Consider the following 25,283-nt stretch of genomic DNA (forward strand, 5'->3'; position numbering starts at 1 on the left):
CGCCGGGTGCAAGGGGCCGGCTCAGACGGCGGAGAAGCGGATGGCCGCGTCGGGGATGGCGGTGCCGCACCAGATGCGTGCGCCGTCGCGCAGCTCGTTGTCGGCGCCGATCAGCGAGTGGTCGCCGATGACGGCCCCGTCGAGCACGGTTCTGGGGCCGACCCGGGCGCCGGTGCCCACCATCGAGGCGCGCACCCGCGCGTCGGCCTCGATGCGCGCGCCGTCCAGGACGACGGAGCCGGCGACCTCGGCGCCCGCGGCGACGTGCGCCCCGGCCCCGACGACCGTACCGCCGGACAGGCGGGCCCCGGCGTCGACGTGCGCGCCGGGCAGGACGAGGAACTCGCCGGGCTCGCCCGGCACGGCCGGCGAGTGGACGATGCCGCGCACCAGGTCGGCCGAGGCCTGCACGAAGGAGGCGGGGCGGCCCAGGTCGAGCCAGTACGAGGAGTCGACCACGCCGTGCAGGATCGCCCGCTCGGCCAGGAGCTGCGGAAACGTCTCCCGCTCGACGGAGACGGGGCGGTCGGCGGGGATGCCGTCGATGACCTCCCGCCGGAAGACGTAGCCGCCGGCGTTGATCTGGTCGGTGACGATCTCCTCGGGGCGGCTCGGCTTCTCGGTGAAGGCGAGGACGCGGCCGTCGGCGTCGGTCGGCACGAGCCCGAACGCCCGCGGGTCGGCGACGCGGGTCAGGTGCAGGGTGACGTGGGCCTGGGCTTGTTCGTGGCGCTCCAGCAGGGCCCTGATGTCGAGGCCGGTGAGGATGTCGCCGTTGAAGACGAGGACGGGGTCGCCGGGCCCGGCGGTGAGCGCCCGGGCGGCGTGCCGGATGGCGCCTCCGGTGCCCAGCGGTTCCTCCTCGTGGACGTACGTCAGCCGCAGGCCGTGCGCGGATCCGTCGCCGAAGTAGGGCTCGAAGACCTCGGCGAGGTAGGAGGTGGCCAGCACGACGTGCTCAACGCCGGCGGCGCGGGCGCGGGCCAGCTGGTGGGCGAGGAAGGGCACCCCGGCGGCCGGGACCATGGGTTTCGGCGTGTTGATGGTCAGCGGCCGCAGCCGCGTGCCCTTTCCTCCGACGAGCAGTACCGCCTCTGTCATGCCAGATCCTCGCCCATCGTGGTCGCACCGTCGCACTGCGTCAGTTTTTGCGGCAATTTACACTACAATCGGTTGTCTACGTGAGATGTCCGCTACGCGTGGCGACGGTATCTGGAGAGGCCCTTGCGACCGACGCAATCGAGGGGGAAGCGCAGGGCCGGCGGAGCCGGCCTGCTGGCGCTGGGCAGGGAGTTCGCGAAGTTCGGCACGGTGGGCGGGTTGGGGATCTTCGTCAACCTGGGCGTCTTCAACGTCTGCCGGGGCGCCACCGGCCTGCCCGTGGTGCGCTGCAGCGTGATCGCGACCATGGTCGCGATCACCTTCAACTACCTGGGCCTGCGGTACTTCGCCTACCGCGACCGGGACCGGCGGCACCGCAGCAGGGAGGTCGCCCTCTTCGCGGCCTTCAGCGTCGTCGGACTGGTGATCGAAAACGGTGTCCTGTACGTCGCGACCTACGGCTTCGGCTGGCGCGGACCGCTGCTGGGGAACCTCTTCAAGTTCCTCGGCATCGCCGCGGCCACCCTCTTCCGCTTCTGGTCCTACCGCGCCTGGGTCTTCCGGGCGCTGCCCGGCCACCTCGCGCCCTCGCGTCACGGCGAGCCGTCGAACAGCACGAGCAACCCGGCCGCGTACCAACCCGAGACCACCGCACCTCCACCGTAGAGACACACCCGCACCCCCAGCGGAACACGGGCGAGCGGCCGGGCCGCCAACAGCAGCAGAACCGGCAGGAACGGCAGCATGAAACGCGGCTTGGAGAAGGGGGAGCCGGGCGTGCCCACCATCAGCACCCAGGCCCCGGCGACCACCACGACCAGCGGCCGGGGCACCCGCCGGTCCAGCGCGAGGGCCAGCACCCCGAGGGCCGTCAGCAGCACCACGGCCACCACCGCCGCACGGCGTACGTCGTCCGCCGGATGGAGGTCCCGGTAGAGCAGGATTTGGCGCAGCAGCGCGGCCGTGCCCACCCCGAAGTCGAAGGACTGGCCCCAGGCCCGCTCCGCCTCGAACCAGCCGTCCCACCGGCCCACCCGGCTGCCCAGGAACAGCCAGCTGACCAGCAGGCCCAGCGGGGCGAGCACGAGGGCGGCCCAGGGCCCCCGGCCGTCCCGGCGGCGCACGGCGGCCCATCCGGCGGCCAGCATCACGCCCGCGACCAGGACGCTCGCGGTGGGGCGCACCGTTCCTGCCAGGGCGCACAGGGCCCCTGCGGCCACCCAGCTGCCGCGCACCAGAAACACCAGCGACCACACCAGCAGCGCGCTGAAGAGGGCTTCGGAGTACGGCACCCACAGCGCGAAGGCGTACGGGCAGCAGGCCCACAGCGCCACGCACGCGTACCCGGCGCCGGCGCTGCCGCCCACCGCGCGCACGAGCCGGTGGACGCCGACGGCCGCGACGGCGGCGGCGCACCACGACAGCAGCACCCCGGCGTACATGTAGGGCAGGCCGGTGACCAGGTGCAGGGCGCGGATGAGGGCGGGGACGAGGGGGAAGAAGGCGAGCCGGTTGTAGTCGGGGGTGCCGTCCGGGCGGTACGGCAGGGAGCGCGGGTAGCCGCGCTCGGCGACGTGCAGGTAGTTGCCGCTGTCCCAGCGGTACAGCAGCCAGCGCACGTCGTGCCCGAGGCGGTGGTTGATCACCAGCAGGACGGTGAAGCCGAGGACGGCGACGGACAGCAGGAGGGCCGCCGCGAGGACCGCCTCCCGGTGGGCCGGCCGGGGCGGCGCGAGCCGCGAAACGACTGTCATCCGTCTCTCTTTGCCGTGCGAACCGTGCCATGCGAAAGGGGCGGCCCCGGGGGTTTTCCCCGGGGCCGCCCCTTTCATGCGGACACGACGGCGCGGATCAGCCGCGCGAGCGCAGCAGCGTACGCATCGTGCGCATCGCCACCGACAGGTTGGCGAGGTCGAAGGCGTCCGAGCCGCGGATCTCGTCGAGCGTGGTGCGCGCCCGGCCGAGGATCGCCGCGTTGTTCTCCTCCCACTCGCGGAAGCGCTGCTCCGGGGTGGAGGCACCGTTGCCCACGGAGAGGACCTCGGCGGTGAGCGCCGCGTGGGCCGCGTAGAGGTCCTCGCGGATGGAGGCGCGGGCCATGGACTGCCAGCGGTCGGTGCGCGGCAGCTCGATGATCCGGTCCATCAGCTGGCTGATGTGCAGACGGTCGGCCAGGTCGTAGTAGACCTCGGCGACGTCGAGGGGCTCCTTGCCGATGCGCTCGGCGGTGGCGACGATGTCCAGCGCCGGGAAGGCCGAGGAGAACCCGGCGACCTTCACGGCCAGCTCGTCCGGCACCTCGGCGGCCACGAGCTCGTCGTGGATCGACTGCCACCACTCGATGTCCGCACCGCGCAGCAGCTTGGGCAGCTCGGCCCAGACCGCGTCCACGCCGTCGCGGAAGAAGTCGATGGTCTCGGCCAGCTGCAGCGGCTGCGGGCGGTTGTTGAGCAGCCAGCGGGTGCCGCGCTCGACCAGCCGGCGCGAGTGCAGCCGGATGCGGGTCTGGACGTCGGCGGCGACCATGTTGTCCAGCGACTCGACGGCGTCCCAGACGGCGTTCAGGCCGAAGATCTCGCGGGCAGCGGTCTGCGCCCGGACGATCTCCTCCAGCGAGGCGCCGGTCTCCTCCCGCAGGCGGTGCAGGAAGGTCGAGCCGCCGGAGTTGACGGTGTCGTTGACCAGGACGGTGGTGACGATCTCGCGGCTCAGGGCGTGGCTGTCGATCTGCTCGCCGAAGTTCTCGCGCAGCGCCGTCGGGAAGTACGCGTACAGCAGGCGCTGCAGGTACGCGTCGTCGGGCAGCTCGGTGGCGAGCAGCTCCTCCGCCGCCGTGATCTTGATGTAGGCGAGGAGGACGGCCAGCTCCGGCTGGGTGAGCCCGCGGCCCGCCGACAGCCGCTCGCGGATCTGCCGGTCGCTCGGCAGGAACTCCAGCGCGCGGTCGAGGTGACCCTCGCGGGTCAGGCGGCGCATGATCCGCTGGTGGGCGTGGAGCAGGCTGGGCGCCTGGGCCACGGCGTTGGCCAGGGCCACGTTCTGCGCGTAGTTGTTGCGCAGCACCAGCTCGCCGACCTCGTCGGTCATCTCCGCCAGCAGCTTGTTGCGCTGCTTGACGGTCATGTCGCCCTCGGTGACCAGGCCGTTGAGCAGGATCTTGATGTTCACCTCGTGGTCGGAGGTGTCCACACCGGCGCTGTTGTCGATGGCGTCGGTGTTGACCCGGCCGCCGTTGCCCGCGAACTCGATCCGGCCGAGCTGGGTCAGGCCCAGGTTGCCGCCCTCGCCGACGACCTTGACCCGCAGGTCCTTGCCGTCGACGCGGATGGCGTCGTTGGCCTTGTCGCCGACGTCGGCGTGCGACTCGGTGGACGCCTTGACGTACGTGCCGATGCCGCCGTTCCACAGCAGGTCCACGGGGGAGCTGAGGATGGCCTTCATCAGCTCCGCGGGGGTCATCTTGGTGATGCCCGGCGCGATGCCGAGGGCCTCGCGCACATGCGCGTTGACCGGGATCGACTTGGCCGAACGCGGGTGGATGCCACCGCCCGCGGAGAGCAGCGCGGTGTCGTAGTCGGCCCAGGAGGAGCGCGGCAGCTCGAACAGCCGGCGGCGCTCGGCGTAGGAGACGGCCGCGTCCGGGTTGGGGTCGAGGAAGATGTGGCGGTGGTCGAAGGCGGCCACCAGGCGGATGTGCTCCGAGAGCAGCATGCCGTTGCCGAAGACGTCGCCGGACATGTCGCCGACGCCGACGACGGTGAAGTCCTGCGTCTGGGTGTTGTGGCCCAGCTCGCGGAAGTGGCGCTTGACCGACTCCCAGGCGCCGCGGGCGGTGATGCCCATGCCCTTGTGGTCGTAGCCGGCCGAGCCGCCGGAGGCGAAGGCGTCGCCCAGCCAGAAGCCGTAGGACTGGGCGACCTCGTTGGCGATGTCGGAGAAGGTGGCGGTGCCCTTGTCGGCCGCGACGACGAGGTAGGTGTCGTCCTCGTCGTGGCGCACGACGTCCTTGGGCGGCACGACCTCGCCGGCGACCATGTTGTCGGTGATGTCGAGCAGACCGGAGATGAAGGTCTTGTAGGAGGCGATGCCCTCGGCCAGCCACGCGTCGCGGTCCACCGCCGGGTCCGGCAGGCGCTTGCCGACGAAGCCGCCCTTGGCGCCCACCGGCACGATGACGGTGTTCTTGACCATCTGCGCCTTGACCAGGCCGAGGATCTCGGTGCGGAAGTCCTCGCGCCGGTCGGACCAGCGCAGACCACCGCGGGCGACCTTGCCGAAGCGCAGGTGCACGCCCTCCACGCGCGGGGAGTAGACCCAGATCTCGAAGGCCGGGCGGGGCGCGGGCAGGTCGGGGATGGCCTGCGGGTCCAGCTTGATCGACAGGTACGGGCGGGGCCTGCCCTGCTCGTCGCGCTGGAAGTGGTTGGTGCGCAGGGTGGCCTTGATGACCGTCAGGAAGGACCGCAGGATGCGGTCCTCGTCCAGGCTCGCGACCTGGTCCAGGGCGCCGTCCAGCTCCTCCAGCAGGCCGTCGATCAGCTCGTTGCCGGCGCGCTGCAGCGCGGGCGACATCCGGGCCTCGAACAGGTTGACCAGCAGGCGGGTGGTGTGGACGTTGTTGCTGAGGGTGTCCTCCATGTAGGCCTGGCTGAAGGTGGAGCCGGCCTGCCGCAAGTACTTGGCGTAGGCCCGCAGCACCATGGCCTGGCGCCAGCCGAGGCCGGCCTTGAGCACCAGCATGTTGAAGTTGTCGTTCTCGGCCTCGCCCGTCCACACGGCCGCGAAGGCCTCCTGGAAGCGGGTGCGGGCGTCGTCGCCCTCGACGCGCTCGGGCACGCGCAGACCGAAGTCGTAGATCCAGGCGGTCGTGCGGTCCGCGCAGCGCAGCTCGTACGGACGCTCGTCGACGACCTCGACGCCGAGCCGCTGCAGCACCGGCAGGACGGCCGACAGCGAGACCGGCTCGCCCTGGCGGTAGATCTTGAAGCGGCGCTCGCCGGGGGCGGCGCCGACCGGCTCGTACAGGCTCAGCTGGAAGTTGTGCTCGCTCGCCGCGAGCCGCTCCAGGTGGCCGAGGTCGGAGACGGCGCTGCGGGGGCTGTGGTCGGCCTTGTAGCCCTCGGAGAACGCCTGGCCGTAGCGGCGCAGCAGCTCGGCGGCGCGCTCCTCGCCCACCTCGGCGGTGAGCGTCTCGGCGAAGCCGTCGGCCCAGGAGCGGGCGGCCTCCACCAGACGGGCCTCGATGCGCTCGACGTCGGCGTCGCTGAGGTCGGGCAGGACCGAGCCGGGCTCGACACGGACGACGAAGTGCAGACGGGAGAGGACCGACTCGGTGTTCCAGGCGGTGAAGTCGACGCTGTCGCCGCCGAGCTCCTCCTTGAGGATGTCGATCAGGCGCAGCCGCACCCCGGTGGTGTAGCGGTCGCGCGGCAGGTAGACCAGCGCGGAGAAGTAGCGGCCGTACTCGTCACGGCGCAGGTACAGCCGCAGGCGGCGGCGCTCCTGCAGGTAGAGCACGCTGGTGGCGATGGCCCGCAGCTCGTCGGCCGGGATCTGGAAGAGCTCGTCGCGCGGGTAGGTCTCCAGGATCTGCAGCAGGTCGCGTCCGTCGTGGCTGTCGGGGCTGAAGCCGGCGTCGTCCAGGACCTGGGCGACCTTGCGGCGGATGACCGGCACACGGCGCACGGACTCGGTGTACGCGGCGGAGGAGAACAGGCCCAGGAAGCGGCGCTCGCCGGTCACGTTGCCGTCGGCGTCGAACTTCTTGACCCCGACGTAGTCGAGGTAGGAGGGGCGGTGCACCGTGGCGCGGCTGTTGGCCTTGGTCAGGACCAGCAGCTTGTGCTCGCGGGCCTTGGCGCGGGCGTCGGCGGGCAGCCGGCTGAAGGAGGCGGAGGACGCACGCGACAGCGGCGCGTGGTGGCCGTCGTGGTGACCGCTGACCGTGTGCGGGGGGTCGGAGCGCAGGATGCCCAGACCCGTGCCGGGCACGGCGGTCAGGACGTCCTCCTCCTCGTCGTCCGTGCGCACGCTGGTGAGGTCGTACTCGCGGTAGCCGAGGAAGGTGAAGTGGTCCGCGGAGAGCCAGCGCAGCAGCTCGCGGGCCTCGTCGAGCTCGGTGGCCGGGACGTCGGCGGTCGGCTCGTCGGCCAGTCCGTCGGCGATGCGCAGGGCCGCGTCGCGCATCTTCGACCAGTCCTCGACGGCCTCGCGCACGTCGGAGAGCACCCGGCGCAGGTCGTCGGCGATCTGCTTGAGGTCGTCGCGGTCGGTCTCGCGGTCGATCTCGACATGGATCCAGGACTCGACGAGCGCGTCGTGCGCCAGCTCGGCGTCCCGTCCGGTGCCGTGCGCGTCGCAGGCGGAGCCGAGGACCTCCAGCAGCCGGCCGGTGACATCACGGCGGACGACGACCTGCGGGTGGATCACCACATGGATGCCGCGGTTCTGGCGGGAGAGCTCGTTGGTGACGGAGTCGACCAGGAAGGGCATGTCGTCGGTGACGACCTCGACGACGGAGTGGCTGGAGGTCCAGCCGTTCTCCTCCACGGTCGGGGTGTGGACGCGGACGTTGGCCGTGCCCTGGGGGCGTTCCTCGGCCAGCCGGTAGTGCGACAGCGCCGCGCCGTAGACGTCGACCGGGTCGCGGCCGGTGAGGTCTTCGGGAGCGGTGTGCAGGTAGTAACGCTGGAGGTAGGCGGTCAGGGCGCCCCGGTCGAGGCCGCCGCCGTCACCCTGGGGACCGGCCGCCTGCGCGCCCTGCGCCGGGCCCCCTTCGGCGACGCATACTGCCCGCTCGAGCAGCTCGGCTTTTGCTTCGTCCAGCTTGGTCTGCATGTCCTCTGGCTCCTGTCGCGCGCCGTTGCGTGACATAGGTGGTGAAGGCATCACGTCGCGACTCGGGATGTCCTGTCGTATCCGACGGTATGCCGGGATGAGGGGTGACCGGAGCGTTCCGCGAAAACTCGGCGGGCGTGCCGGGGCACACCTGGAACGACCGGTTCCGACGATCGGCGGCGACCCGGGCGCGGTGGCGGCCCGGGGGCAGGTCAGAGGCGCCGTCGCCCCTGCCGGATATCGCGCTGATCACCTGGTAAGGCTATCGCTCTTTCCCTGGCTGACGTCACGAGCTGCTTTCGTACAAATCTCGCCACCGAACTTTGACGCTGTGGACAGCGCGCCTCAGCCCACGAGCCGTTCCGCCTCGGCGACGGCCTGCTCCAGGCTGTCGACCACCGGCACCCCGGCGGCCGCCAGGCTCTCGCGGCTGTGCGAACCACCCGTGTAGAGCACGGCGCGCGCACCCACGCGGGCCGCGGCGACCGCGTCGTCGACGGCGTCGCCGATGACCACCGTGCGCCCGGCCCCCACGCCGTCCAGCCCGGCGAGGTGGCGCACCATGTGCTCCGCCTTGCTGCCGCCGGAGGGACCGGTGCGGCCGTCCACCCGGACGAAGCGGCGCTCGATGCCGAAGCCGCGCACCAGCGGCACCAGGTCGTCGTGCTGGTACATCGACATGATCGACTGGGTGCGGCCGGCCTCCTGCCACCCGGCCAGCAGCGCTTCGACGCCGTCGGCCAGGCCGCAACGTATGTGGTGGTCGCGGTAGTGGCGGTGGAAGACACGGTCCATGTGCTCCCACTCGGCCTGGGAGGGCAACCGGCCCATCAGCCGCTCGTAGAAGCGGGGTATCGGCACGCAGTACAGCTCGCGGTAGCGCTCCAGGGTGATCGGGGCCAGGCCGACCTCGGAGAACGCGGCATTGCTGGCCGAGATGACCGCGTCGATGTCGTGGAAGAGCGTCCCGTTCCAGTCCCAGACGATGTGGGGGGCCGCTCCGGCCGCCCGCTGCCCTGTGTTGTGCATCCCCATGCCCCCAGACCGTACCCGGGGGGTACGACAACGCGCCCGTCGGGCTCAGACCAGGTTGGGGATCTCCTGCACGCCGAACCACATCAGGTCGTGGTCCTCGGCGCCGTCGACCGTGAACTGCGCGTCCTCGTCGCCCTTGTCGGCCGCGTCCAGGGCGGCGGCCGCAGCGGCCACGTCCTGCTCGGCGTCAAAGGCGTCGACGTGCACGGCGGCCGCCTTGCGCAGCGGGATCGTCTGCGCCAGCCGCACCTCGCCCGGGGCCGGCTGCTCCGGGCCCCGGTCCGCGACGGCCGTCACGGCCGCGTCGGCCACGTCGACCGCGACGACGACGCGGCGGCGGGGCGCCGCGGGGTCGGCGGCCAGCTGCCGCAGCGAGGCCAGGCACGCGCGGCCCAGCGCGGCGTACTCCAGCTCCTCCATGTCCTCCGAGACGTACCACTCGCGCAGGGCGGGGGTGACGGCGTAGGCGGTGAGCGGGGCCGGGCCCAGGTGACCCGCCTCGTGCGCCTTCGCGAGGGAGGGGAGGGTCAGGGGGACGTAGACGCGCATGACCGCCGCTTTCGTGATTCCGGAGGACTTACGGATAGTGCTGCCAGCATACGGGCGGGAGTCCCCCTTCGAGCTGCCGGTGGGCCTGTGGGCGAAGCCGCCGTCCTGCGGGCCGAGCGGCCCGCGGCCCGTTCGCGGCGCCGCCGCTCGCCCGGATAGGTGAACCCTCACCGGGCGCGGCAGGCCCCGGGCACCTGCTTGCCCGCCTGCGAAAACCGCCGGTAGAAGATCCGTCGACCGACGCTACCGCCCGGTATCCGACGCCGGGCCCGGCCATCACGGGGGAGATTCGCGTGCACCGGAGTCAGCCGAACCAGCCGGCGGCAGGCCGGCCACCGCGCCCGCAGATCCGCCGCACGGACTCCCGGCGCCCCGGCGGGGGCCTCGCCGCCCGGTACCGGCAGCCCGCCGCGCGGCATCCGCGCCACTGGTTCGCCGAGCGGCTGCTGCTCACCCTCAGCGGGCAGCGGCCGGTGCACTGGATGCTCGGCCACGCCCTGCCCCGGGCGTACGACCAGCTGGTGGAGCTGGCCCCCGCCGCGCCCCTGCGGCCCGTCCCGCCGGACCGGGCGGCCCCCTACGTCCGCCACTGCGACGAGTTCCAGCCGCGGCCCGGCGTCATCGAGGCGTTCGCCCGCATCGCCACGGGCGACCGGCTGCAGGCGCTGGCCTTCCGGCTGGAGCGGTGCCCCGACGAGCGCTGGCGGTGTGCCGCGGTGGAGCTGGGCGGCGTCCGTGCCCGCTAAAGCCCGCGGGGCGGGACACCTCTCGGGTGTCCCGCCCCGCGGGGAGCCTGCTGCTACTTCTTGCGGCGGCGGCCGCCGCCGCTGCGCTGGGCCTTGCGGCGCTCGGCGCGCGTGAGGCCGTCCGCCTCGGAGCGGTACTCCGGCATCTCCTCGTCGCGCTCGTCGAGGCCGCCCTCGCCGTCGACCGTGGGGGCGGAGAAGTGCAGCCGGTCGGGCCGCTGCGGGGCGTCCAGGCCCTTGGCGCGGATCTCCGGACGGGCGGCCGGCACGGTGTCCTGGACCTTCTGCAGGGACGGCCCGGCGGCCTCCTCGACGGGGACCTCCTCCAGCTGCTGGTCGACCTGGACCTCCAGGTTGAACAGGTAGCCGACCGACTCCTCCTTGATCCCGTCCATCATGGCGGTGAACATGTCGAAGCCCTCGCGCTGGTACTCCACCAGCGGGTCCTTCTGGGCCATGGCCCGCAGACCGATGCCCTCCTGGAGGTAGTCCATCTCGTAGAGGTGCTCGCGCCACTTGCGGTCCAGGACGGACAGCACGACGCGGCGCTCGAGCTCACGCATGATCTCGGAGCCGAGCTGCTCCTCGCGGGCCGCGTACTGCTCGCGGATGTCGTCCTTGACGGACTCGGCGATGAACTCGGCGGTGATCCCGGCGCGGTCGCCGGCCGCCTCCTCCAGCTCCTCGATGGTCACCCGGCAGGGGTAGAGCTGCTTGAAGGCGCCCCACAGGCGCTCCAGGTCCCACTCCTCGGCGAAGCCCTCGACGGTCTCGGCCTGGACGTAGGCGTCGATCGTGTCGTCCATGAAGTGCAGGATCTGCTCCTGGAGGTCCTCGCCCTCCAGGACGCGGCGCCGCTCACCGTAGATGACCTCGCGCTGGCGGTTGAGCACCTCGTCGTACTTCAGGACGTTCTTGCGGGTCTCGAAGTTCTGCTGCTCGACCTGGGACTGGGCGGAGGCGATGGCGCGGGTGACCATCTTGTTCTCGATCGGCACGTCGTCGGGGACGTTGGCCATGGCCATCACGCGCTCGACCATCTGGGCCTTGAACAGGCGCATCAGGTCGTCACCCAGCGACAGGTAGAAGCGGGACTCGCCCGGGTCGCCCTGACGGCCGGAACGGCCGCGCAGCTGGTTGTCGATGCGGCGGGACTCGTGGCGTTCGGTGCCCAGGACGTACAGGCCGCCGAGCTCCTTGACCTCTTCGTTCTCGGCCTTGACCGCGGCCTCGGCCTTCTCCAGGGCGGCGGGCAGCGCGGCGGCCCACTCCTCGATGTGCTCCTCGGGGTCGAGGCCGCGCTGGCGCAGCTCCGCCTCGGCGAGGTCCTCGGGGTTGCCGCCGAGCTTGATGTCCGTACCGCGGCCGGCCATGTTGGTGGCGACGGTGACGGCGCCCTTGCGGCCGGCCTGGGCGACGATCTGGGCCTCGCGCTCGTGGTGCTTGGCGTTGAGCACCTCGTGCGGGATGCCGCGCTTGGCGAGCTGCTGGGAGAGGTACTCCGACTTCTCCACGGAGGTGGTGCCGACCAGGATCGGCTGGCCCAGGGCGTGCTTCTCGGCGATGTCCTCGACGACCGCGTCGAACTTGGCGACCTCGGTGCGGTAGATCAGGTCGGACTGGTCCTTGCGGACCATCGGGCGGTTCGTCGGGATGGGCACGACGCCGAGCTTGTAGATCTGGTGGAACTCGGCGGCCTCGGTCATGGCCGTACCGGTCATGCCGGAGAGCTTGTTGTAGAGGCGGAAGAAGTTCTGCAGGGTGATCGTGGCGAGGGTCTGGTTCTCGTCCTTGATGTCCACCCCTTCCTTCGCCTCGATCGCCTGGTGCATGCCCTCGTTGTAGCGGCGGCCGGCGAGGATACGGCCGGTGTGCTCGTCGACGATCATGACCTCGCCGTCGATGACGACGTAGTCCTTGTCGCGCTTGAAGAGCTCCTTGGCCTTGATGGCGTTGTTGAGGTAACCGACGAGGGGGGTGTTGACCGACTCGTAGAGGTTGTCGATGCCCAGCCAGTCCTCAACCTTGGCCACGCCGGCCTCGTGGATGGCGACCGTGCGCTTCTTCTCGTCGACGTCGTAGTCGCCGGTCTCCTCGACGCCCTTCTGCGGGTTGGCCGGCTCGCCCTTGGTCAGGCGGACGGCCAGCTTGGCGAAGTCGCCGTACCACTTGGTGGCCTGGTCCGCCGGACCGGAGATGATCAGCGGCGTACGGGCCTCGTCGACGAGGATGGAGTCGACCTCGTCGACGATGGCGAAGTTGTGCCCGCGCTGCACCAGCTCGTCCTTCGACCACGCCATGTTGTCGCGCAGGTAGTCGAAGCCGAACTCGTTGTTCGTGCCGTAGGTGATGTCGCAGTTGTACTGTTCGCGACGCTCCGCCGGGGTCATGTTGGCGAGGATGCAGCCCACCGTCAGGCCCAGGAAGCGGTGCACCCGGCCCATCAACTCCGAGTCGCGCTCGGCGAGGTAGTCGTTGACCGTGATCAGATGGACGCCGTCGCCGGACAGGGCGTTCAGGTACGCCGGGAGGGTGCCGACGAGGGTCTTGCCCTCACCGGTCTTCATCTCCGCGACGTAGCCCAGGTGCAGGGCGGCGCCGCCCATGAGCTGCACGTCGTAGTGCCGCTGACCGAGAACGCGCTTGGCCGCCTCGCGGACGGTGGCGAAGGCCTCGGGCAGCAGGTCGTCCAGGCTCTCGCCGTCGGCGTAGCGCTGCTTGTACTCCTCGGTGAGGGCGCGCAGCTCGGCGTCGGAGAGGTTCAGGAAGTCCTCTTCGATGGAATTGACCTGGTCCGCGATGCGGTGCAGCTTGCGCAGGATCTTGCCTTCTCCTGCACGCATGATCTTGCCGAAGACGGACACGTAGGCTGGCTCCTTGCCGGTCGGGCCTGGGCACGGTGGGGTGCGCGGGCACGACGGGGCAGTCCCCGCCGCAACGGCCATCGTAAGCGAGGACCCCGCCGGGCCGGGAGGTCCGTCACCACCCAGGCCGGGTGTCACCCGCTGTGAGAACGAACGGCGGTCCCCCAAGGTGCCGGGCATCCGTTTTATTCGCGGCGGCCGGGCGCGGCGCGCTCCTAGACTCCGTTCATGGAGCCCATACGCCTGAGCACCGCTCGCCTGCTGCTGCGGCCCTTCACCTCCGCCGACGTGCCCGCGGTGCACGCCGCCTGCCAGGATCCGGAGATCCCGCGCTGGACCCGCGTGCCGTCCCCCTACACGCAGGAGGACGCGCGCACGTTCGTCGAGCGCATCGCCGTGGACGGCTGGCGCGACGACACCGCGTACTCCTTCGGCGTCTTCACCCGGGAGGGCGGCCACCTGGTCGGGGCGATGGGCCTGGTACGGCTGTCCCTGCTGAACGGCCCCGAGCGCGAGGCCGAGCTCGGCTACTGGACGGCGAAGGAGCAGCGCGGCCGCGGCTACACCGTGGAGGCCGCGCGCGAGGTGTGCCGCTGGGCCTTCGAGGACCTGGGCGTCGAACGGCTGGAATGGCTCGCCGAGGCCGGGAACGAGGGCTCGCGCGCCGTGGCGCTGAAGGCGGGTTTCCGGATGGAGGGGATGCTGCGCTCGCGCCTGCTGGCGAGCGGGACCCGCCGGGACGCCTGGGTCGGCTCCCTGCTGCCCTCCGACCTGGGCCTTCCGAGCGCCACCGCCTATCTGCCCTTCCCCGGCGACGACTGCGGCAACGGCTGCGACGACGACTGAGGGCAGGGCGGGATCCACCGGCGTTGTCAGTGGGTCCCTCTAGGGTGTCCGGCATGACAACTGCCGCCCGCCCGAAGGCCCGTACGACCGCCGGACGCACCGCCGAGCGCGGCCCCCGGGCCGAGGTCCGGCTCTCCGCCGACCAGGCGCGGCGCCTGGCCCTGCGGGCCCAGGGTCTGCTCGGCGTCCCCGACCGGCGGGCGGGCACGCGCGGGGTGCTGCGGCGCCTCGGCGCGGTGCAGCTGGACACGATCTCGGTGCTGGCGCGCTCGCACGAGCTGGTGCCGTACGCGCGGCTGGGCGCCGTGGGCCGCGAGACGGTGGAGTCGGCGTACTGGAGCGGGGACGGGGAACCGGCGGCCTTCGAGTACTGGTCGCACGCGGCGTGCATCCTGCCCATCGAGGAGTGGCCGCTGTTCGCCTTCCGCCGCCGGGCCATCCGCCGGCGCGGCTACCGCTGGCACGTCATGAAGGACGCGGAGGGATCGTGCGCGGCGGTGCGCGAGCGGCTGAAGGCCGAGGGGCCGCTGACGGCCACGGAGCTGGGCGGCGCCAAGAACGGCGGGGAGTGGTACGACTGGTCCGAGACGAAGATCGCCGTCGAGTGGCTGCTGGACACCGGTGAGGTGGTGTGCACCCGGCGGCGCGGCTGGAAGCGGGTGTACGACCTGGCCGAACGGGCGGTCCCGCAGGAGCTGTTCCACGACGACCTCGACGACACCGCCTGCATACGGCGTCTGGTGGCACAGGCGGGTGCGGCGATGGGCGTGGCCACGCGGGCCGACCTGGCGGACTACCACCGGCTCAAGGCCGAGCAGGTGGACGCGGTGATCGCGGACACGGGCCTGGTGCCGGTGGAGGTCGAGGGCTGGGGCAGGCCGGCCTGGGCGGACCCCGCGGCGCTGGCCGAGGAGCCGCGCGGGCGGCACCGTACGACGCTGCTCTCGCCGTTCGACTCCCTGGTCTGGGACCGGCCGCGCACGGAGCGGATCTTCGGCTTCACGCACCGGCTGGAGGCCTACGTGCCCAAGGCGCGGCGGGTGCACGGCTACTTCGCGATGCCGCTGCTGACGGGCGGCGCTCTGGCGGGCCGGGTGGACCCGGCGCGCGAGGGCCGCACGCTGGTGGCCCGGCAGGTCTCCATGGAGGGCCCGAAGGCGGTCGAGCCCATGGCCCGGGCGCTGTGGGAGGCGGCCGGCTGGGTGGGCTGCGACGCCGTGCGCATCGAGCGCTGCGACGACGCCCGGCTGGCGGCGGCGCTGGTGGCGGCCCTGGAGGGCTGACACTGACGGCGGCCGGTGAGGACCGGACCGGTCGGCCGTCGGTCCGTCGTCCGTCGGTCCGTCGGCGGCCGGTCGTCAGCGGATCTCCAGGATCTTCTCCCGCATCGCGTAGACCACCGCCTCCATCCGGGAGTGCAGCTGGAGCTTCTCCAGGATGTTGCGCACGTGGTTCTTGACGGTGTTCTCGCTGATGAACAACTCCTTGGCGATGTCGCGGTTGTTCATCCCGGTGGCGACGAGCTTGAGCACCTCCAGCTCCCGGTCGGTCAGCCGGGGCGCGGGCACCAGCCGGCGCTCGTCCGTGCGCTGGATCATCGACTTGAACTCGGTCAGCAGCTTGGACGCCATCGACGGGCTGATCTGGGACTGGCCGTCGGCGACCGCCCGGATCGCCGTGGCCACCTCGTCGGTGGAGATCTCCTTGAGGAGGTAGCCCGTCGCCCCGGCCTTGATGGCGTCGTAGAGGTCGGCCTCCTCGTCGCTGATCGTCAGCATGATGATCTTCGCGCTGGGGGCCACCTCCTTGATGGAGGTGCATGCCTCGATGCCTCCGCGCCGGGGCATCCGCACGTCCATCAGCACGATGTCGGGCAGCAGGTCGGCGGCCTTGTCCACCGCCTCGGCGCCGTCCCCGGCCTCCCCCACGACCTGGATGTCCTCCTCCTGGGCGAGGACGATCTCCAGTCCCCGGCGGAAGAGCGCATGGTCGTCGACGACGAGGACCCGGATCGGCTCCTCGCGTGCGGCGTCGCGGCCGGCGCGGGCGCCCTCGTCGTCCTCGCCGGACCCGCCCACGGGTCCGAACCTGTCCGCCATCGTTCCTCCCCCTGAAGGCCATGGCCCTTCGCGGTTGCGCGGTCTGCGCCGTTCCCACCGGTTCCGGCGCACCCGCGGTTGGACGCGACCATGATTTCATGCCGCGCCGCCGGCCCGTGCTTTCCCGGCCGTGCTCGCACGGGCGATGCCCCGGGAGCCGTGCTCCCAGGGCATCGTCACGAAGCCGCGTCAGCCGCCGAGTTCACCGCCGGCCCCACCGGGCTCTCCGGTGTAGAAGGGGTCGCTGTTCAGGTGGATGACGCCGTAGTCGTACGCGTGCCGCCGGTAGACGACACTGGGCATCTTGGTCTCGGAGTCGACGAACAGATAGAAGTCGTGGCCGACCAACTCCATCTCGTACAGCGCCTGGTCGAGCGACATCGGCGGCGCGGAGTGGGTCTTCTCGCGGACCACCAGCGGGCCTTCGCCCCGGATCTCCAGCGGTCCCATGTGGGTGACGGGCACCTCGCCCTCACCCTCCGTCGTCAGCTCACCCCTGTCGTTGAGCTCCGCGGCCCCGGTCACCAGCGCGCCGACGCCGCCTGCCGGAATCCGGCCGTTGCGGCGGGTGATGCGCTTGTCGTGCTGCTTGCGCAGGCGCGCCTCGAGCTTGCTGGTGGCAAGGTCGAGCGCGACGTAGGGATCGGTCGCCGCGGCCTCCGCCCGGATCACCGGTCCTCGCGAGCGCACGGTGATCTCCACACGGTCGGAGCGGTCGGACTGCCTGGGGTTGGGCTCCTTGGACACCTCCACGTCGAGGCTGATCACCTTGCCGTCGAGCTGCTGGATGCGGTCCAGCTTGAGCTTTTCGGCCACGTGCTTGCGAAACCGCTCGGGGACCTCTGTCTTGCGGCCCTTGACGACGATGTCCACGCAGAACTCCGTTCCCGGATCGCTCCGCCGAAGGTGCGGAGCGCATCCCTCTTGCATCAGGCCCCGGGGAGGTCCGGAGCCACCGACTAGGCGGTTTTCACCTCCTCCTCCCCCGTCGACAAGATCTACACCCCACCGGCGTCGCGCCTCTTCGGGCGTCAGCGAACTTCTTCAAGCTTCAGCGAAGGCGTACGAAGCGCGCCAATCGGAGATTCCAGGCATAGGTCCTGCCCTTCCTCACAACCGAACATATCTCGCTCGGAAGCGCGTCGGTACCCCCTATCGCCACGTACCTCCATTCAGGTGTTTTCTCGCCGTTTCCCTCAGGAACGCCGGGCGTTCACGGTCCGTTCCGGTCTCCCACCGGTGAAATCCGGCCATCCTCGGAACCGCGGCGACCACCGCCGCGCCCGCGACGTGCCCGCCGCAGGCCTCGACCGCCCGTGCCGCCTCCACCAGCGAGGCGCCGGTCGTCATCAGGTCGTCCACCAGCACCACCGGCCGCCCGGGGCGCCAGAGGCGCTCCACCCCCGCCGCTACCCCCATCGCCCCGGTCACATTCGCCCTGCGCTGCCGGGCGTCCAGCCCGGACTGGTCGGCGACGGCCCGCCGCAGCCGCAGCCCCGGCACCACCCGGGCCGGCAGCCCGCCGGCCCGCAGCGCCCGCGCCGCGGCCAGGGCGATCCGCCGCCCGGCGTCGTGGCCGCGCCCGGCCACCGCACGCCGCGCCGAAGGCACCGGCACGAGCAGCAAAGGCCCGCCCCTGCCCCGTACTCCGCCTGCCCGGCCCCTTGCACCGGCCATGGCCGCAGCACCCGCCAGGGCCGCGCCCAGCGGCTCGGCCAGGCCGAGCCGGCCGCGTTCCTTGTGGGCGAGCAGCACCGCCCGCACCGCACCCCCGTACTGCGCGGCGGCGTGCACCGGCGGCAGGCCCGCCGGCCGCGGCTGCGGCCACACCCGCTCCGGCTGTCGCCCGCACAGCTGCGCGCGGCACCTGTCGCACAGCACGGACCGCGGCAGACCGCACCCCGCGCACTCCGCCGGCAGCACCAGGCCGGCGATCTCCTGCCACAACCCGTGCATGGATCCACTCTCGCGCGGCCCGGCCGACCCCGCCACCCCTGTGGAAAACCACGGGAGGACCGCCCATGACCTGGGCAAACACCCGCACCGGCGAGGCTGCGCAGCGCGAACGGCCGCTACCCGGGGTAGACGGGGGCCGAGCCGTCGCGGCCCACCAGCTTCCAGTTGGTGTCCGGCAGCAGCCGCACGATGCCGCCGTCGCCCTCGGCGACGAGCGCCTGGGCCTTGCCCGGGTTCTCCGAGGCGGCCACGCCGCGCACGCTCGTGATGCCCGGCAGGCCCGAGCCGTTCAGCTGGGAGCCGTCGGTCTCGATGTACTGCAGCTGCTGCAGCCCGCCGGGCTCGTTGCCGGCCACCAGCAGGCGGCTCGCGCCCGCCCAGGAGACGGCGCTGACGTCCTCCAGCCGGGGCGCCACCGCCCGCAGCTCCTGCACCGACAGGCCCGGCCGCGCGGCCCCGCCGCGCCGCTCGACCCGGCCCAGCCGCAGGGCCGTATGGTCGCCCTTGGTCACCAGCAGTGCAATCCGCACCCCGTCCGCGGCCACGCGCAGTCCCGTGATGCGACCCCCGTCCAGTCCCGGCACCGGGACCTCCTCGGGGGTTCCGGTGCCACCGGGCACCCGCAGCAGCCGCGGGTGGTCCGGATCCTGGTCGGCGACCCACAGATCGCCCAGGCCGTCCCAGCTCGGTGCCGTCAGCCCCGTCCTGGCACCCGTACCGCCGCGCACCGTCAGCCGGGGCTCGCCCAGGGGCGCCCCGCTGCGCATCGGGGCGACGTACAGCGACTGCCCGTTCGCCCCGACCCCGGCCGCACGCTGCTCGGTGCGGTCCACCGCCACCGAGCGCAGCTGCACCCCGGCGTCGGCGCCCAGCGGCCCGGCGACGCGGTGCGGCTCCTCATCGCTGTCGGACAGGCTCGCCATGTGGTGCTGGCCGTCGACGAAGTACTGCCGGTCCGGCCGCCCGGAGGTCAGCGCCGGGGCGTACCACCGGGCCTCGTCCCGGCCCAGCACGCACAGCCGCGAGCCGTCCTTGCGCTGCAGGGTCACGTCGGTGACCTTGGCCGACTCCTGCACCGTGTAGAGCAGCTGGGCGGCCATGCGCAGGCACTGGTCCTGGTTGGCGCCCGCGGCCCGCTCGCTCAGGCGCACCTTCAGCGCGTTGGAGTCGTCGAGGCTCACGCGCTGGTCCTCCAGGCGCGTGCCCGTCGGGAACGCCGAGGCGGCCACCGGGCCCAGCCACGACGTCGGCCCGTCCAGCAGTGCCTTCACCGTCGACGTCACCGGGTCTATGCGCTTGCGCACGTACACCGGGTCCGCGACGAGCACCTCGTGGCCCTTGCCCGCGCCCCCGCCCGCGGAACCGAGCTCCGCGAAGTAGTACTTGTTGACGGATCGGTAGATCCGCTGGAAGTCGGAGACGCCGAGGACCAGGCCCGCGTCGAGGGTGTCGATGCGCCACTCCCCGTCCTCGCGCGCCATGTGCAACTGCGCCTTGTAGTCGCGCTCGTCGGGCTTGTAGGCGTGCTTGGCGTCGACGATCGCGATCTGGTGCCCGGTGAGGGTGACGAGATAGCCGCCCTCCCGGTCGCCGCTCGTGCGCTCGACGCGCACCTGCGGGGTGCGGTCCAGCACGGTCGTCTGGGCCGAGGGGTCCCACTGCCGCTTCACCGACTTGGCCAGGTACATCCGGGCCGTGTCGTAGTCGGGGTCGTCGCTGGTGGTCGCCTCCAGGAAACCGGTGACGAGCTCCTGCGGCTGCTCGTTCTTGCGCGGCGGCACGCCGTAGACGCGCACCTGCGCGTCGGCCTCGGCCCGCTGCGAGGAGTCCACCGCCTTGACCTCGCCGCCGTCCGGCATCGAGGCGCATCCGGCGATCAGGGCACCGCCGACGGCCAGCGCCGCCAGGCGCGCGGCCGGGCGGCCGCGCCGCCCGCCCGCGTGGTCCTGCGCTGTCCTCACGTCCGCCTCCGGTCCTCGCGCCCGCCGGGCGTCCCCGTGTCTCCGTTCTGCTCCTGCGCGCCGGGCGCGCCGGGCGTGTCCTCCGGGGCCGTGCCGGCGGAGCCGCCCTCACCCCGGTCGGGGGCCAGGGTGCCGCCCGGGCGCGCCACGACGCGGGCGCCGCTGCCGGGCAGTGCGGTGGGGTCGACCGGTGGCCGTACGTTTCTGCTCTGCGCGGTGCTCCCGGGCGTTACGGCCCCGGGCGGCGGCCCGGCGGGCTGCTGCACCTGCTGGGCGGCACCGTTCGCGGCAGCGGCTTCGCGGTTGCGGCGGGAGTCCTCGGGCTCCAGCGGGATGGGCGAGCCACGCAGGCTGTCGCCGGCGGTGCGCGGCAGCGTCAGCCGGAACTGCGACCCGCCGCCGGGCTCGCCCCACGCCTGCAGCCAGCCACCGTGCAGGCGCGCGTCCTCGACGGCGATCGACAGCCCCAGTCCCGTGCCGCCGGTCGTGCGGGCGCGGGCGGGGTCGGCGCGCCAGAAGCGGTTGAACACCCGCGTCGCCTCACCCGGCTTCAGGCCCACGCCGTAGTCGCGCACCGCGACCGCGACCGCGCCGCCGGCCGCCGCCAGGCGCACCACGACGTCCCTGCCCTCGCCGTGCTCTACGGCGTTGACCACGAGGTTGCGCAGCACCCGCTCCAGCCGGCGGGCGTCCGCCTCGACGATCACGGGCTGCTCGGCGCCGCGCACCAGGATGCGGCTGCCCTTGCGGTCGGCCAGTGGCAGCGCCCCGTCCACGACCCGGTTGACCACGTCGCGCAGGTCGATCGGCTCGGCCTCCAGGGCGGCCGCCCCCGCGTCGAACCGGCTGATCTCCAACAGGTCCGCCAGCAGCGACTCGAACCGGTCCAGCTGCCCGATCAGCAGTTCCGCCGAGCGCGCGGTCACCGGATCGAAGTCCTCGCGCGCCTCGTGGATGACGTCCGCGGCCATCCGGACCGTCGTCAGCGGGGTGCGCAGCTCGTGCGAGACGTCCGAGACGAACCGGCGCTGCATCCGCGACAGCTCCTCCAGCTGCTGGATCTTCACCTGGAGGTTCTGCGCCATCTTGTTGAAGGCCTCGCCCAGGCGGGCGATGTCGTCCTCACCGGTGACCTTCATGCGCTCCTGCAGAACGCCGGCCGCCAGCCGCTCGGAGATACTCGCGGCCATCCGCACGGGCGTGACGATCTGCCGTACGACCAGCCACGCGATGGCGCCCAGCAGCACCACCACGAACACGCCGGCCGTCGCCAGCGTGCCCTTGACCAGGCTGAGCGACTTCTCCTCCTGCGTGAAGGGGAAGAGGTAGTACAGCTGGTACGGCTTGCCGTTGACGTCGTAGAGCCGCTTGCCGACGATCAGCGCCGGCTCGCCCTCGTCGGAGGCGCTGTGCTTGATGGTGCCGGGCTTCTCGAACGTCCCCGTGTGGGTGTCCAGCTGCTTGCGCAGGTCGACCGGCACGCTGTGCTCAGGATCGATGTCCCCCGAGGCCCGCGGGCCGCGCGTACCGCCGACGTACGAGGTGTCGCCGTCGCCCGCGCTGAGGGCCACCACGTGGTAGACGCCCTGGCCACCGCTGGCCAGCTGCTGCACCAGGCCCGTCAGCCAGGCGCCGGAGTCGGGATTGCCCCGGCCGCCGGACTGCGCGGTGTCCTGACCACGGTCCGCCCCGGGGTCGGCGGCATCGCGCGCGGCCTTGAAACCGCCTTCGGCCTGACTCTGAGAGGCATGCCGCTTGGCCTCCAGCAGGCCGTTGCGCACCTGCCCGATGACCACCACGCCCAGCAGCAGCACGACGCCCAGCGACATCAGCAACGTCGTCGCCACGACCCGCAGCTGGATGTTGCGCCGCCACAGCCGCATCGCGGGCAGCAGCGGCCGCCTCACCCAGCGTGCGTACAGGCGCAGCAGCGGATGCACCGGGCCGGCCCCGGCGCCGTCCGAGAGCATCCTCCCGGCGCGCCACAGGCGGCGGAAGAAGGAGATGCCGCCCGGAGCCTCGACGGGCCGCCCCGCATCGCGCTCCGGAGCGGCGCCGTTGCCCGACATCTCAGCTCGGCCCCGCCTTGTACCCCACACCACGGACGGTCACCACGATCTCCGGCCGCTCGGGGTCCTTCTCGACCTTCGAGCGCAACCGCTGGACGTGCACGTTCACCAGCCGCGTGTCCGCGGCATGGCGGTAACCCCAGACCTGCTCCAGCAGCACCTCGCGGGTGAACACCTGCCACGGCTTGCGGGCCAGTGCCACCAGCAGGTCGAACTCGAGCGGCGTCAGGGCGATCGACTGGCCGTCCCGCTTCACCGAGTGACCGGCCACGTCGATCACCAGGTCCCCGATGGTCAGCTGCTCGGGAGCCGGCTCCTCGGACCTGCGCAGCCGCGCCCGGATGCGGGCCACCAGCTCCTTGGGCTTGAACGGCTTGACGACGTAGTCGTCCGCGCCCGACTCCAGACCGACCACCACGTCGACCGTGTCGCTCTTCGCCGTCAGCATCACGATCGGCACACCGGACTCCGCCCGGATCAGACGGCACACCTCGATGCCGTCACGGCCGGGCAGCATCAGATCGAGCAATACAAGATCGGGTTTGGCCTCCCGGAAAGCGGCAAGCGCTTTGTCGCCGTCCGATACGAACGACGGCTCGAAACCCTCACCACGAAGCACGATTCCGAGCATCTCGGCCAGTGCGGTGTCGTCGTCGACGACCAGGACGCGTCCCTTCATATCGACATCATCCCATTACCCGATCGTGACCTGGCACACAGCTCCGCCAAACCCGTCTTCGTCACGGGTGAAACAATGCCGTTTTCCGTGACAATGGCGGTCACCAACTCCGGCGGTGTGATATCGAACGCAGGGTTGTACGCCTGCGTACCCAGGGGCGCGACCGCCCTTCCGGGCACTTCCCCGGGCATCCCTGCGGGGAACTCGGTCACCTCCACGGCAGGCCGCTGCTCCACCTCGATGGCCCCACCGTCGGCCGTCGTGAGATCCACCGTCGTCGTGGGCGCCACGACCAGGAACGGCACATGGTGGTAGCGGGCCAGCACGGCCAGCGGATAGCTGCCCACCTTGTTGGCCACGGACCCGTCCGCGGCGATCCGGTCGGCCCCGATCACCACGGCGTCCACCTCCCCCGCCGAGAACAGCGAACCCGCCGCGTTGTCGGTGAGCAGGGTGTACGGCATGCCGGCGCGCGCCGCCTCGTACGCGGTCAGCCGGGCGCCCTGCAGCAGCGGACGTGTCTCGTCCACCCACAGCCGGCGCAGCTCCCCGATCCGGTGAGCCGCACCCGCCACGGCCAGCGCGGTGCCCTCACCGCCGGAGACCAGGGCGCCGGTGTTGCAATGGGTCAGCAGCCGGAAGCCCCCACCGGGCAGCAGCTCCTTCAACAGCTCCAGCCCGTGCTCGGCCATGTGGGCACTGGCCTGCGCATCCTCCTGGTGCAGCGCGCGGGCCTCCGCCAGCGCGGCACGCCAGGCGTCCTCCGGCCCCGTACCGCCCGCCAGGGCCGCCCGGTACGCCGCGAGGGCGCGCCCGACGCCGTAGGCGAGGTTGACGGCCGTGGGGCGGGCTGCGGAGAGCATCTCCGCGGCCTCCTCCACGTCGAAGCCCCGCACGGCCGCCAGAGCCAGCCCGTAGGCCCCCGCCACGCCCAGCAGCGGTGCGCCACGGACCGCGAGAGTACGTATCGCGTCGATCAGTGCGGGGACGTCGGTGCAGACCAGCTCCACCTCCTCGGCGGGCAGCCGCCGCTGGTCCAGGAGGACGATCACCGGGCCCTCGGGTGGCTCGTCCCAGCGCAGCGCAACGGGAGCGGACCCGACAACGGACGCGGACGCCACGTACTGATCAGCCATTGGTCCAGTCTGCCCCGGCCACACCAACTATTGAAGGGCTCCTCCGGCGGCTCCCTCTTACGGGCTTCGCCGGTCCTCCTGACACGATGGCTCACCGGCAAACCGCTCGAAAAGCCGGTGTACGGCACAACGGGCAGCAGAAGGAGCAACGCAAAGATGTACGACTCACCGGGGAACGGCCGGTACGCCGCCCCGTGGCCCCCTCCGGCGCCTCCCGCACCCCAGCCCGGCGTCATCCCGCTGCGCCCCCTCGGCACGGGCGAGATCCTCGGCGGCGCCTTCACCACGATGCGCCGCCACTGGCGCACCGTCTTCGGGGTGTCGGCGGCCGTCGCCGTCGTCACGACGGGCGTGTCCACGGCCGCCCAGGGCATCTGGTTCCGCAAGGCCACCGAGGCCGGCCGGGCGGGCGACCCGCAGGAGGCCCTGAGGGAGGTCCTGGACGCGGTCAAGGACCGGGTGCCCGAGCTGGCGCTCACCTCGCTCATAGGACTCGTCGGCTCGATCGTCGCCACGGCCATGCTGACGGTCGTCGTCAGCCGCGCCATCCTGGGCCGCCCCACCTCGACCGGCGACGCCTGGCGCAGCGCCCGACCCGAACTCCTGCGGCTGACCGGGCTGTTCTGCGTGGTACCGCTGCTCATCCTCCTGCCGTGCGCCGTGGGCGTGGCCCCCGGCCTGCTGCTGGCAGCGGGCGGAGAGACCCCGATCGGGGTCTCCCTGACCCTCCTCGGCGGAATGCTGGGGCTGGCGGGGTCCGCCTGGGTGTGGACGCGATTCAACCTCGCGGCGCCGGCCCTCATGCTCGAAAAGCAGGGCGTGGCGTCGGCAATGCGACGGGCCGTCAAACTCGTCCGGGGCGACGGCTGGCGCATCTTCGGAATACAGGTGCTGGCAGCACTCATCGTCGCCCTGGTCGGAATGATCATTCAGATTCCGGTGACGGTCATTCAATTCATTGCGAATGGCGGCCACATGACGGACGCTTACGCCTCCTCGTGGCCTTTCCTGATCACGAGCGGCGTGGTGGCCGCAATCGGCGCGACGGTTTCGCTGCCGATTTCGGCCGGCGTCACGGCCCTGCTGTACACGGACCAGCGCATCCGCCGCGAGTCCCTGGACATCGAGCTGGCCCAGGCGGCTGCGGCGAATACTGCCTGACGCTCCCTCCGGCCTCTCTTCGGACGCTCTTCGGAGTCTCTCCTGTCGCCGTGTCGCTGCGCATGGTCTGCGTGGCAGCGACACGGCCGGGGGGAGGACAGGGGAGGCGTGAGGTGGGTAAACGCAGAAGAAGCCCCGTTGGGAACCATGTTCCCAACGGGGCTTCTCTCAAAAGGAGTTCGGCGGTGTCCTACTCTCCCACAGGGTCCCCCCTGCAGTACCATCGGCGCTGAAAGGCTTAGCT

The 25,283-nt window shown here is 71.9% G+C and carries 18 protein-coding genes; 5 read left to right on the top strand and 13 right to left on the bottom strand.

Going from position 1 to position 25,283, the window contains the following annotated elements:
- Positions 1 to 21 precede the first annotated feature (21 nt).
- Entirely contained in the window at positions 22 to 1,101 is a 1,080-nt protein-coding gene (locus tag AB0K17_RS25830) for an NDP-sugar synthase (RefSeq protein WP_365969018.1), read from the bottom strand.
- A 123-nt stretch (positions 1,102 to 1,224) separates the two neighbouring features.
- On the opposite strand from AB0K17_RS25830, the gene AB0K17_RS25835 reads away from it, so the two are divergent.
- A complete protein-coding gene (locus AB0K17_RS25835; protein WP_365969017.1) occupies positions 1,225 to 1,767 on the top strand; it encodes a GtrA family protein in 543 nt (180 codons plus the stop codon).
- Here AB0K17_RS25835 and AB0K17_RS25840 read toward each other — a convergent pair.
- The 4 genes from AB0K17_RS25840 to AB0K17_RS25855 all read right to left on the bottom strand — a co-directional run bounded on the left by AB0K17_RS25840 (position 1,695) and on the right by AB0K17_RS25855 (position 9,522).
- The gene (locus AB0K17_RS25840; RefSeq protein WP_365984393.1) at positions 1,695 to 2,855 is read right to left on the bottom strand and encodes a hypothetical protein; all 1,161 of its coding nucleotides are present in this window, start codon (positions 2,853 to 2,855) and stop codon (positions 1,695 to 1,697) included. The two genes, AB0K17_RS25835 and AB0K17_RS25840, sit on opposite strands and share 73 nt — an antisense overlap.
- Before the next feature lie 97 nt (positions 2,856 to 2,952).
- The gene (locus AB0K17_RS25845) at positions 2,953 to 7,938 is read right to left on the bottom strand and encodes an NAD-glutamate dehydrogenase (protein WP_365984394.1); all 4,986 of its coding nucleotides are present in this window, start codon (positions 7,936 to 7,938) and stop codon (positions 2,953 to 2,955) included.
- Positions 7,939 to 8,283: 345 nt separating this feature from the next.
- Entirely contained in the window at positions 8,284 to 8,973 is a 690-nt protein-coding gene (locus AB0K17_RS25850; protein WP_365969014.1) for an HAD hydrolase-like protein, read from the bottom strand.
- Positions 8,974 to 9,018: 45 nt separating this feature from the next.
- Complete coding sequence (locus AB0K17_RS25855; RefSeq protein WP_365984395.1) at positions 9,019 to 9,522, bottom strand: hypothetical protein; 504 nt, start codon at positions 9,520 to 9,522, stop codon at positions 9,019 to 9,021.
- Between the two features lie 293 nt (positions 9,523 to 9,815).
- Between AB0K17_RS25855 and AB0K17_RS25860 the strand changes: the two genes are divergently transcribed.
- Positions 9,816 to 10,268 carry an Rv3235 family protein gene (locus AB0K17_RS25860; protein WP_365984396.1) on the top strand — a complete coding sequence of 151 codons (453 nt, stop codon included), beginning with the start codon at positions 9,816 to 9,818 and terminating at the stop codon, positions 10,266 to 10,268.
- Between the two features lie 53 nt (positions 10,269 to 10,321).
- Here AB0K17_RS25860 and secA read toward each other — a convergent pair whose 3' ends face one another.
- Positions 10,322 to 13,132: a preprotein translocase subunit SecA gene (secA, locus tag AB0K17_RS25865; protein ID WP_365969010.1), complete on the bottom strand. Its 2,811-nt coding sequence runs from the start codon at positions 13,130 to 13,132 to the stop codon at positions 10,322 to 10,324.
- A 228-nt stretch (positions 13,133 to 13,360) separates the two neighbouring features.
- Here secA and AB0K17_RS25870 point away from each other — a divergent pair, with 228 nt between their 5' ends.
- Together AB0K17_RS25870 and AB0K17_RS25875 are read left to right on the top strand one after the other, a co-directional pair.
- The gene (locus AB0K17_RS25870) at positions 13,361 to 13,978 is read left to right on the top strand and encodes a GNAT family N-acetyltransferase (RefSeq protein ID WP_365984397.1); all 618 of its coding nucleotides are present in this window, start codon (positions 13,361 to 13,363) and stop codon (positions 13,976 to 13,978) included.
- A 53-nt stretch (positions 13,979 to 14,031) separates the two neighbouring features.
- Positions 14,032 to 15,261 carry a crosslink repair DNA glycosylase YcaQ family protein gene (locus AB0K17_RS25875; RefSeq protein WP_365984400.1) on the top strand — a complete coding sequence of 410 codons (1,230 nt, stop codon included), beginning with the start codon at positions 14,032 to 14,034 and terminating at the stop codon, positions 15,259 to 15,261.
- 75 nt (positions 15,262 to 15,336) lie between these two features.
- On the opposite strand, the gene AB0K17_RS25880 is transcribed toward AB0K17_RS25875, so the two are convergent.
- The 7 genes from AB0K17_RS25880 to mtnA all read right to left on the bottom strand — a co-directional run bounded on the left by AB0K17_RS25880 (position 15,337) and on the right by mtnA (position 23,878).
- Positions 15,337 to 16,077 carry a response regulator transcription factor gene (locus tag AB0K17_RS25880; protein ID WP_365969007.1) on the bottom strand — a complete coding sequence of 247 codons (741 nt, stop codon included), beginning with the start codon at positions 16,075 to 16,077 and terminating at the stop codon, positions 15,337 to 15,339.
- Positions 16,078 to 16,266: 189 nt separating this feature from the next.
- Entirely contained in the window at positions 16,267 to 17,007 is a 741-nt protein-coding gene (raiA, locus tag AB0K17_RS25885; protein WP_365969006.1) for a ribosome-associated translation inhibitor RaiA, read from the bottom strand.
- 222 nt (positions 17,008 to 17,229) lie between these two features.
- Positions 17,230 to 18,033 (bottom strand): phosphoribosyltransferase family protein, encoded by an 804-nt coding sequence (locus AB0K17_RS25890; protein WP_365984401.1) that lies wholly within the window; start codon positions 18,031 to 18,033, stop codon positions 17,230 to 17,232.
- Positions 18,034 to 18,149: 116 nt separating this feature from the next.
- The gene (locus AB0K17_RS25895) at positions 18,150 to 19,994 is read right to left on the bottom strand and encodes an LpqB family beta-propeller domain-containing protein (protein ID WP_365969004.1); all 1,845 of its coding nucleotides are present in this window, start codon (positions 19,992 to 19,994) and stop codon (positions 18,150 to 18,152) included.
- Positions 19,991 to 22,063 carry an MtrAB system histidine kinase MtrB gene (gene mtrB / locus AB0K17_RS25900; RefSeq protein WP_365984402.1) on the bottom strand — a complete coding sequence of 691 codons (2,073 nt, stop codon included), beginning with the start codon at positions 22,061 to 22,063 and terminating at the stop codon, positions 19,991 to 19,993. The genes AB0K17_RS25895 and mtrB overlap by 4 nt, the downstream gene beginning before the upstream one ends.
- Before the next feature lies 1 nt (position 22,064).
- Positions 22,065 to 22,742 carry a two-component system response regulator MtrA gene (gene mtrA / locus AB0K17_RS25905; RefSeq protein WP_344438496.1) on the bottom strand — a complete coding sequence of 226 codons (678 nt, stop codon included), beginning with the start codon at positions 22,740 to 22,742 and terminating at the stop codon, positions 22,065 to 22,067.
- Positions 22,739 to 23,878 (bottom strand): S-methyl-5-thioribose-1-phosphate isomerase, encoded by a 1,140-nt coding sequence (gene mtnA / locus AB0K17_RS25910; RefSeq protein WP_365969002.1) that lies wholly within the window; start codon positions 23,876 to 23,878, stop codon positions 22,739 to 22,741. Before mtnA ends, mtrA begins: the two co-directional genes overlap by 4 nt.
- Before the next feature lie 156 nt (positions 23,879 to 24,034).
- Between mtnA and AB0K17_RS25915 the strand changes: the two genes are divergently transcribed.
- A complete protein-coding gene (locus AB0K17_RS25915; RefSeq protein WP_365984403.1) occupies positions 24,035 to 25,039 on the top strand; it encodes a hypothetical protein in 1,005 nt (334 codons plus the stop codon).
- Positions 25,040 to 25,283: the final 244 nt, after the last annotated feature.

This window comes from Streptomyces sp. NPDC049585, assembly GCF_040675615.1.
Taxonomy (GTDB): Bacteria; Actinomycetota; Actinomycetes; order Streptomycetales; family Streptomycetaceae; genus Streptomyces; species Streptomyces luteosporeus.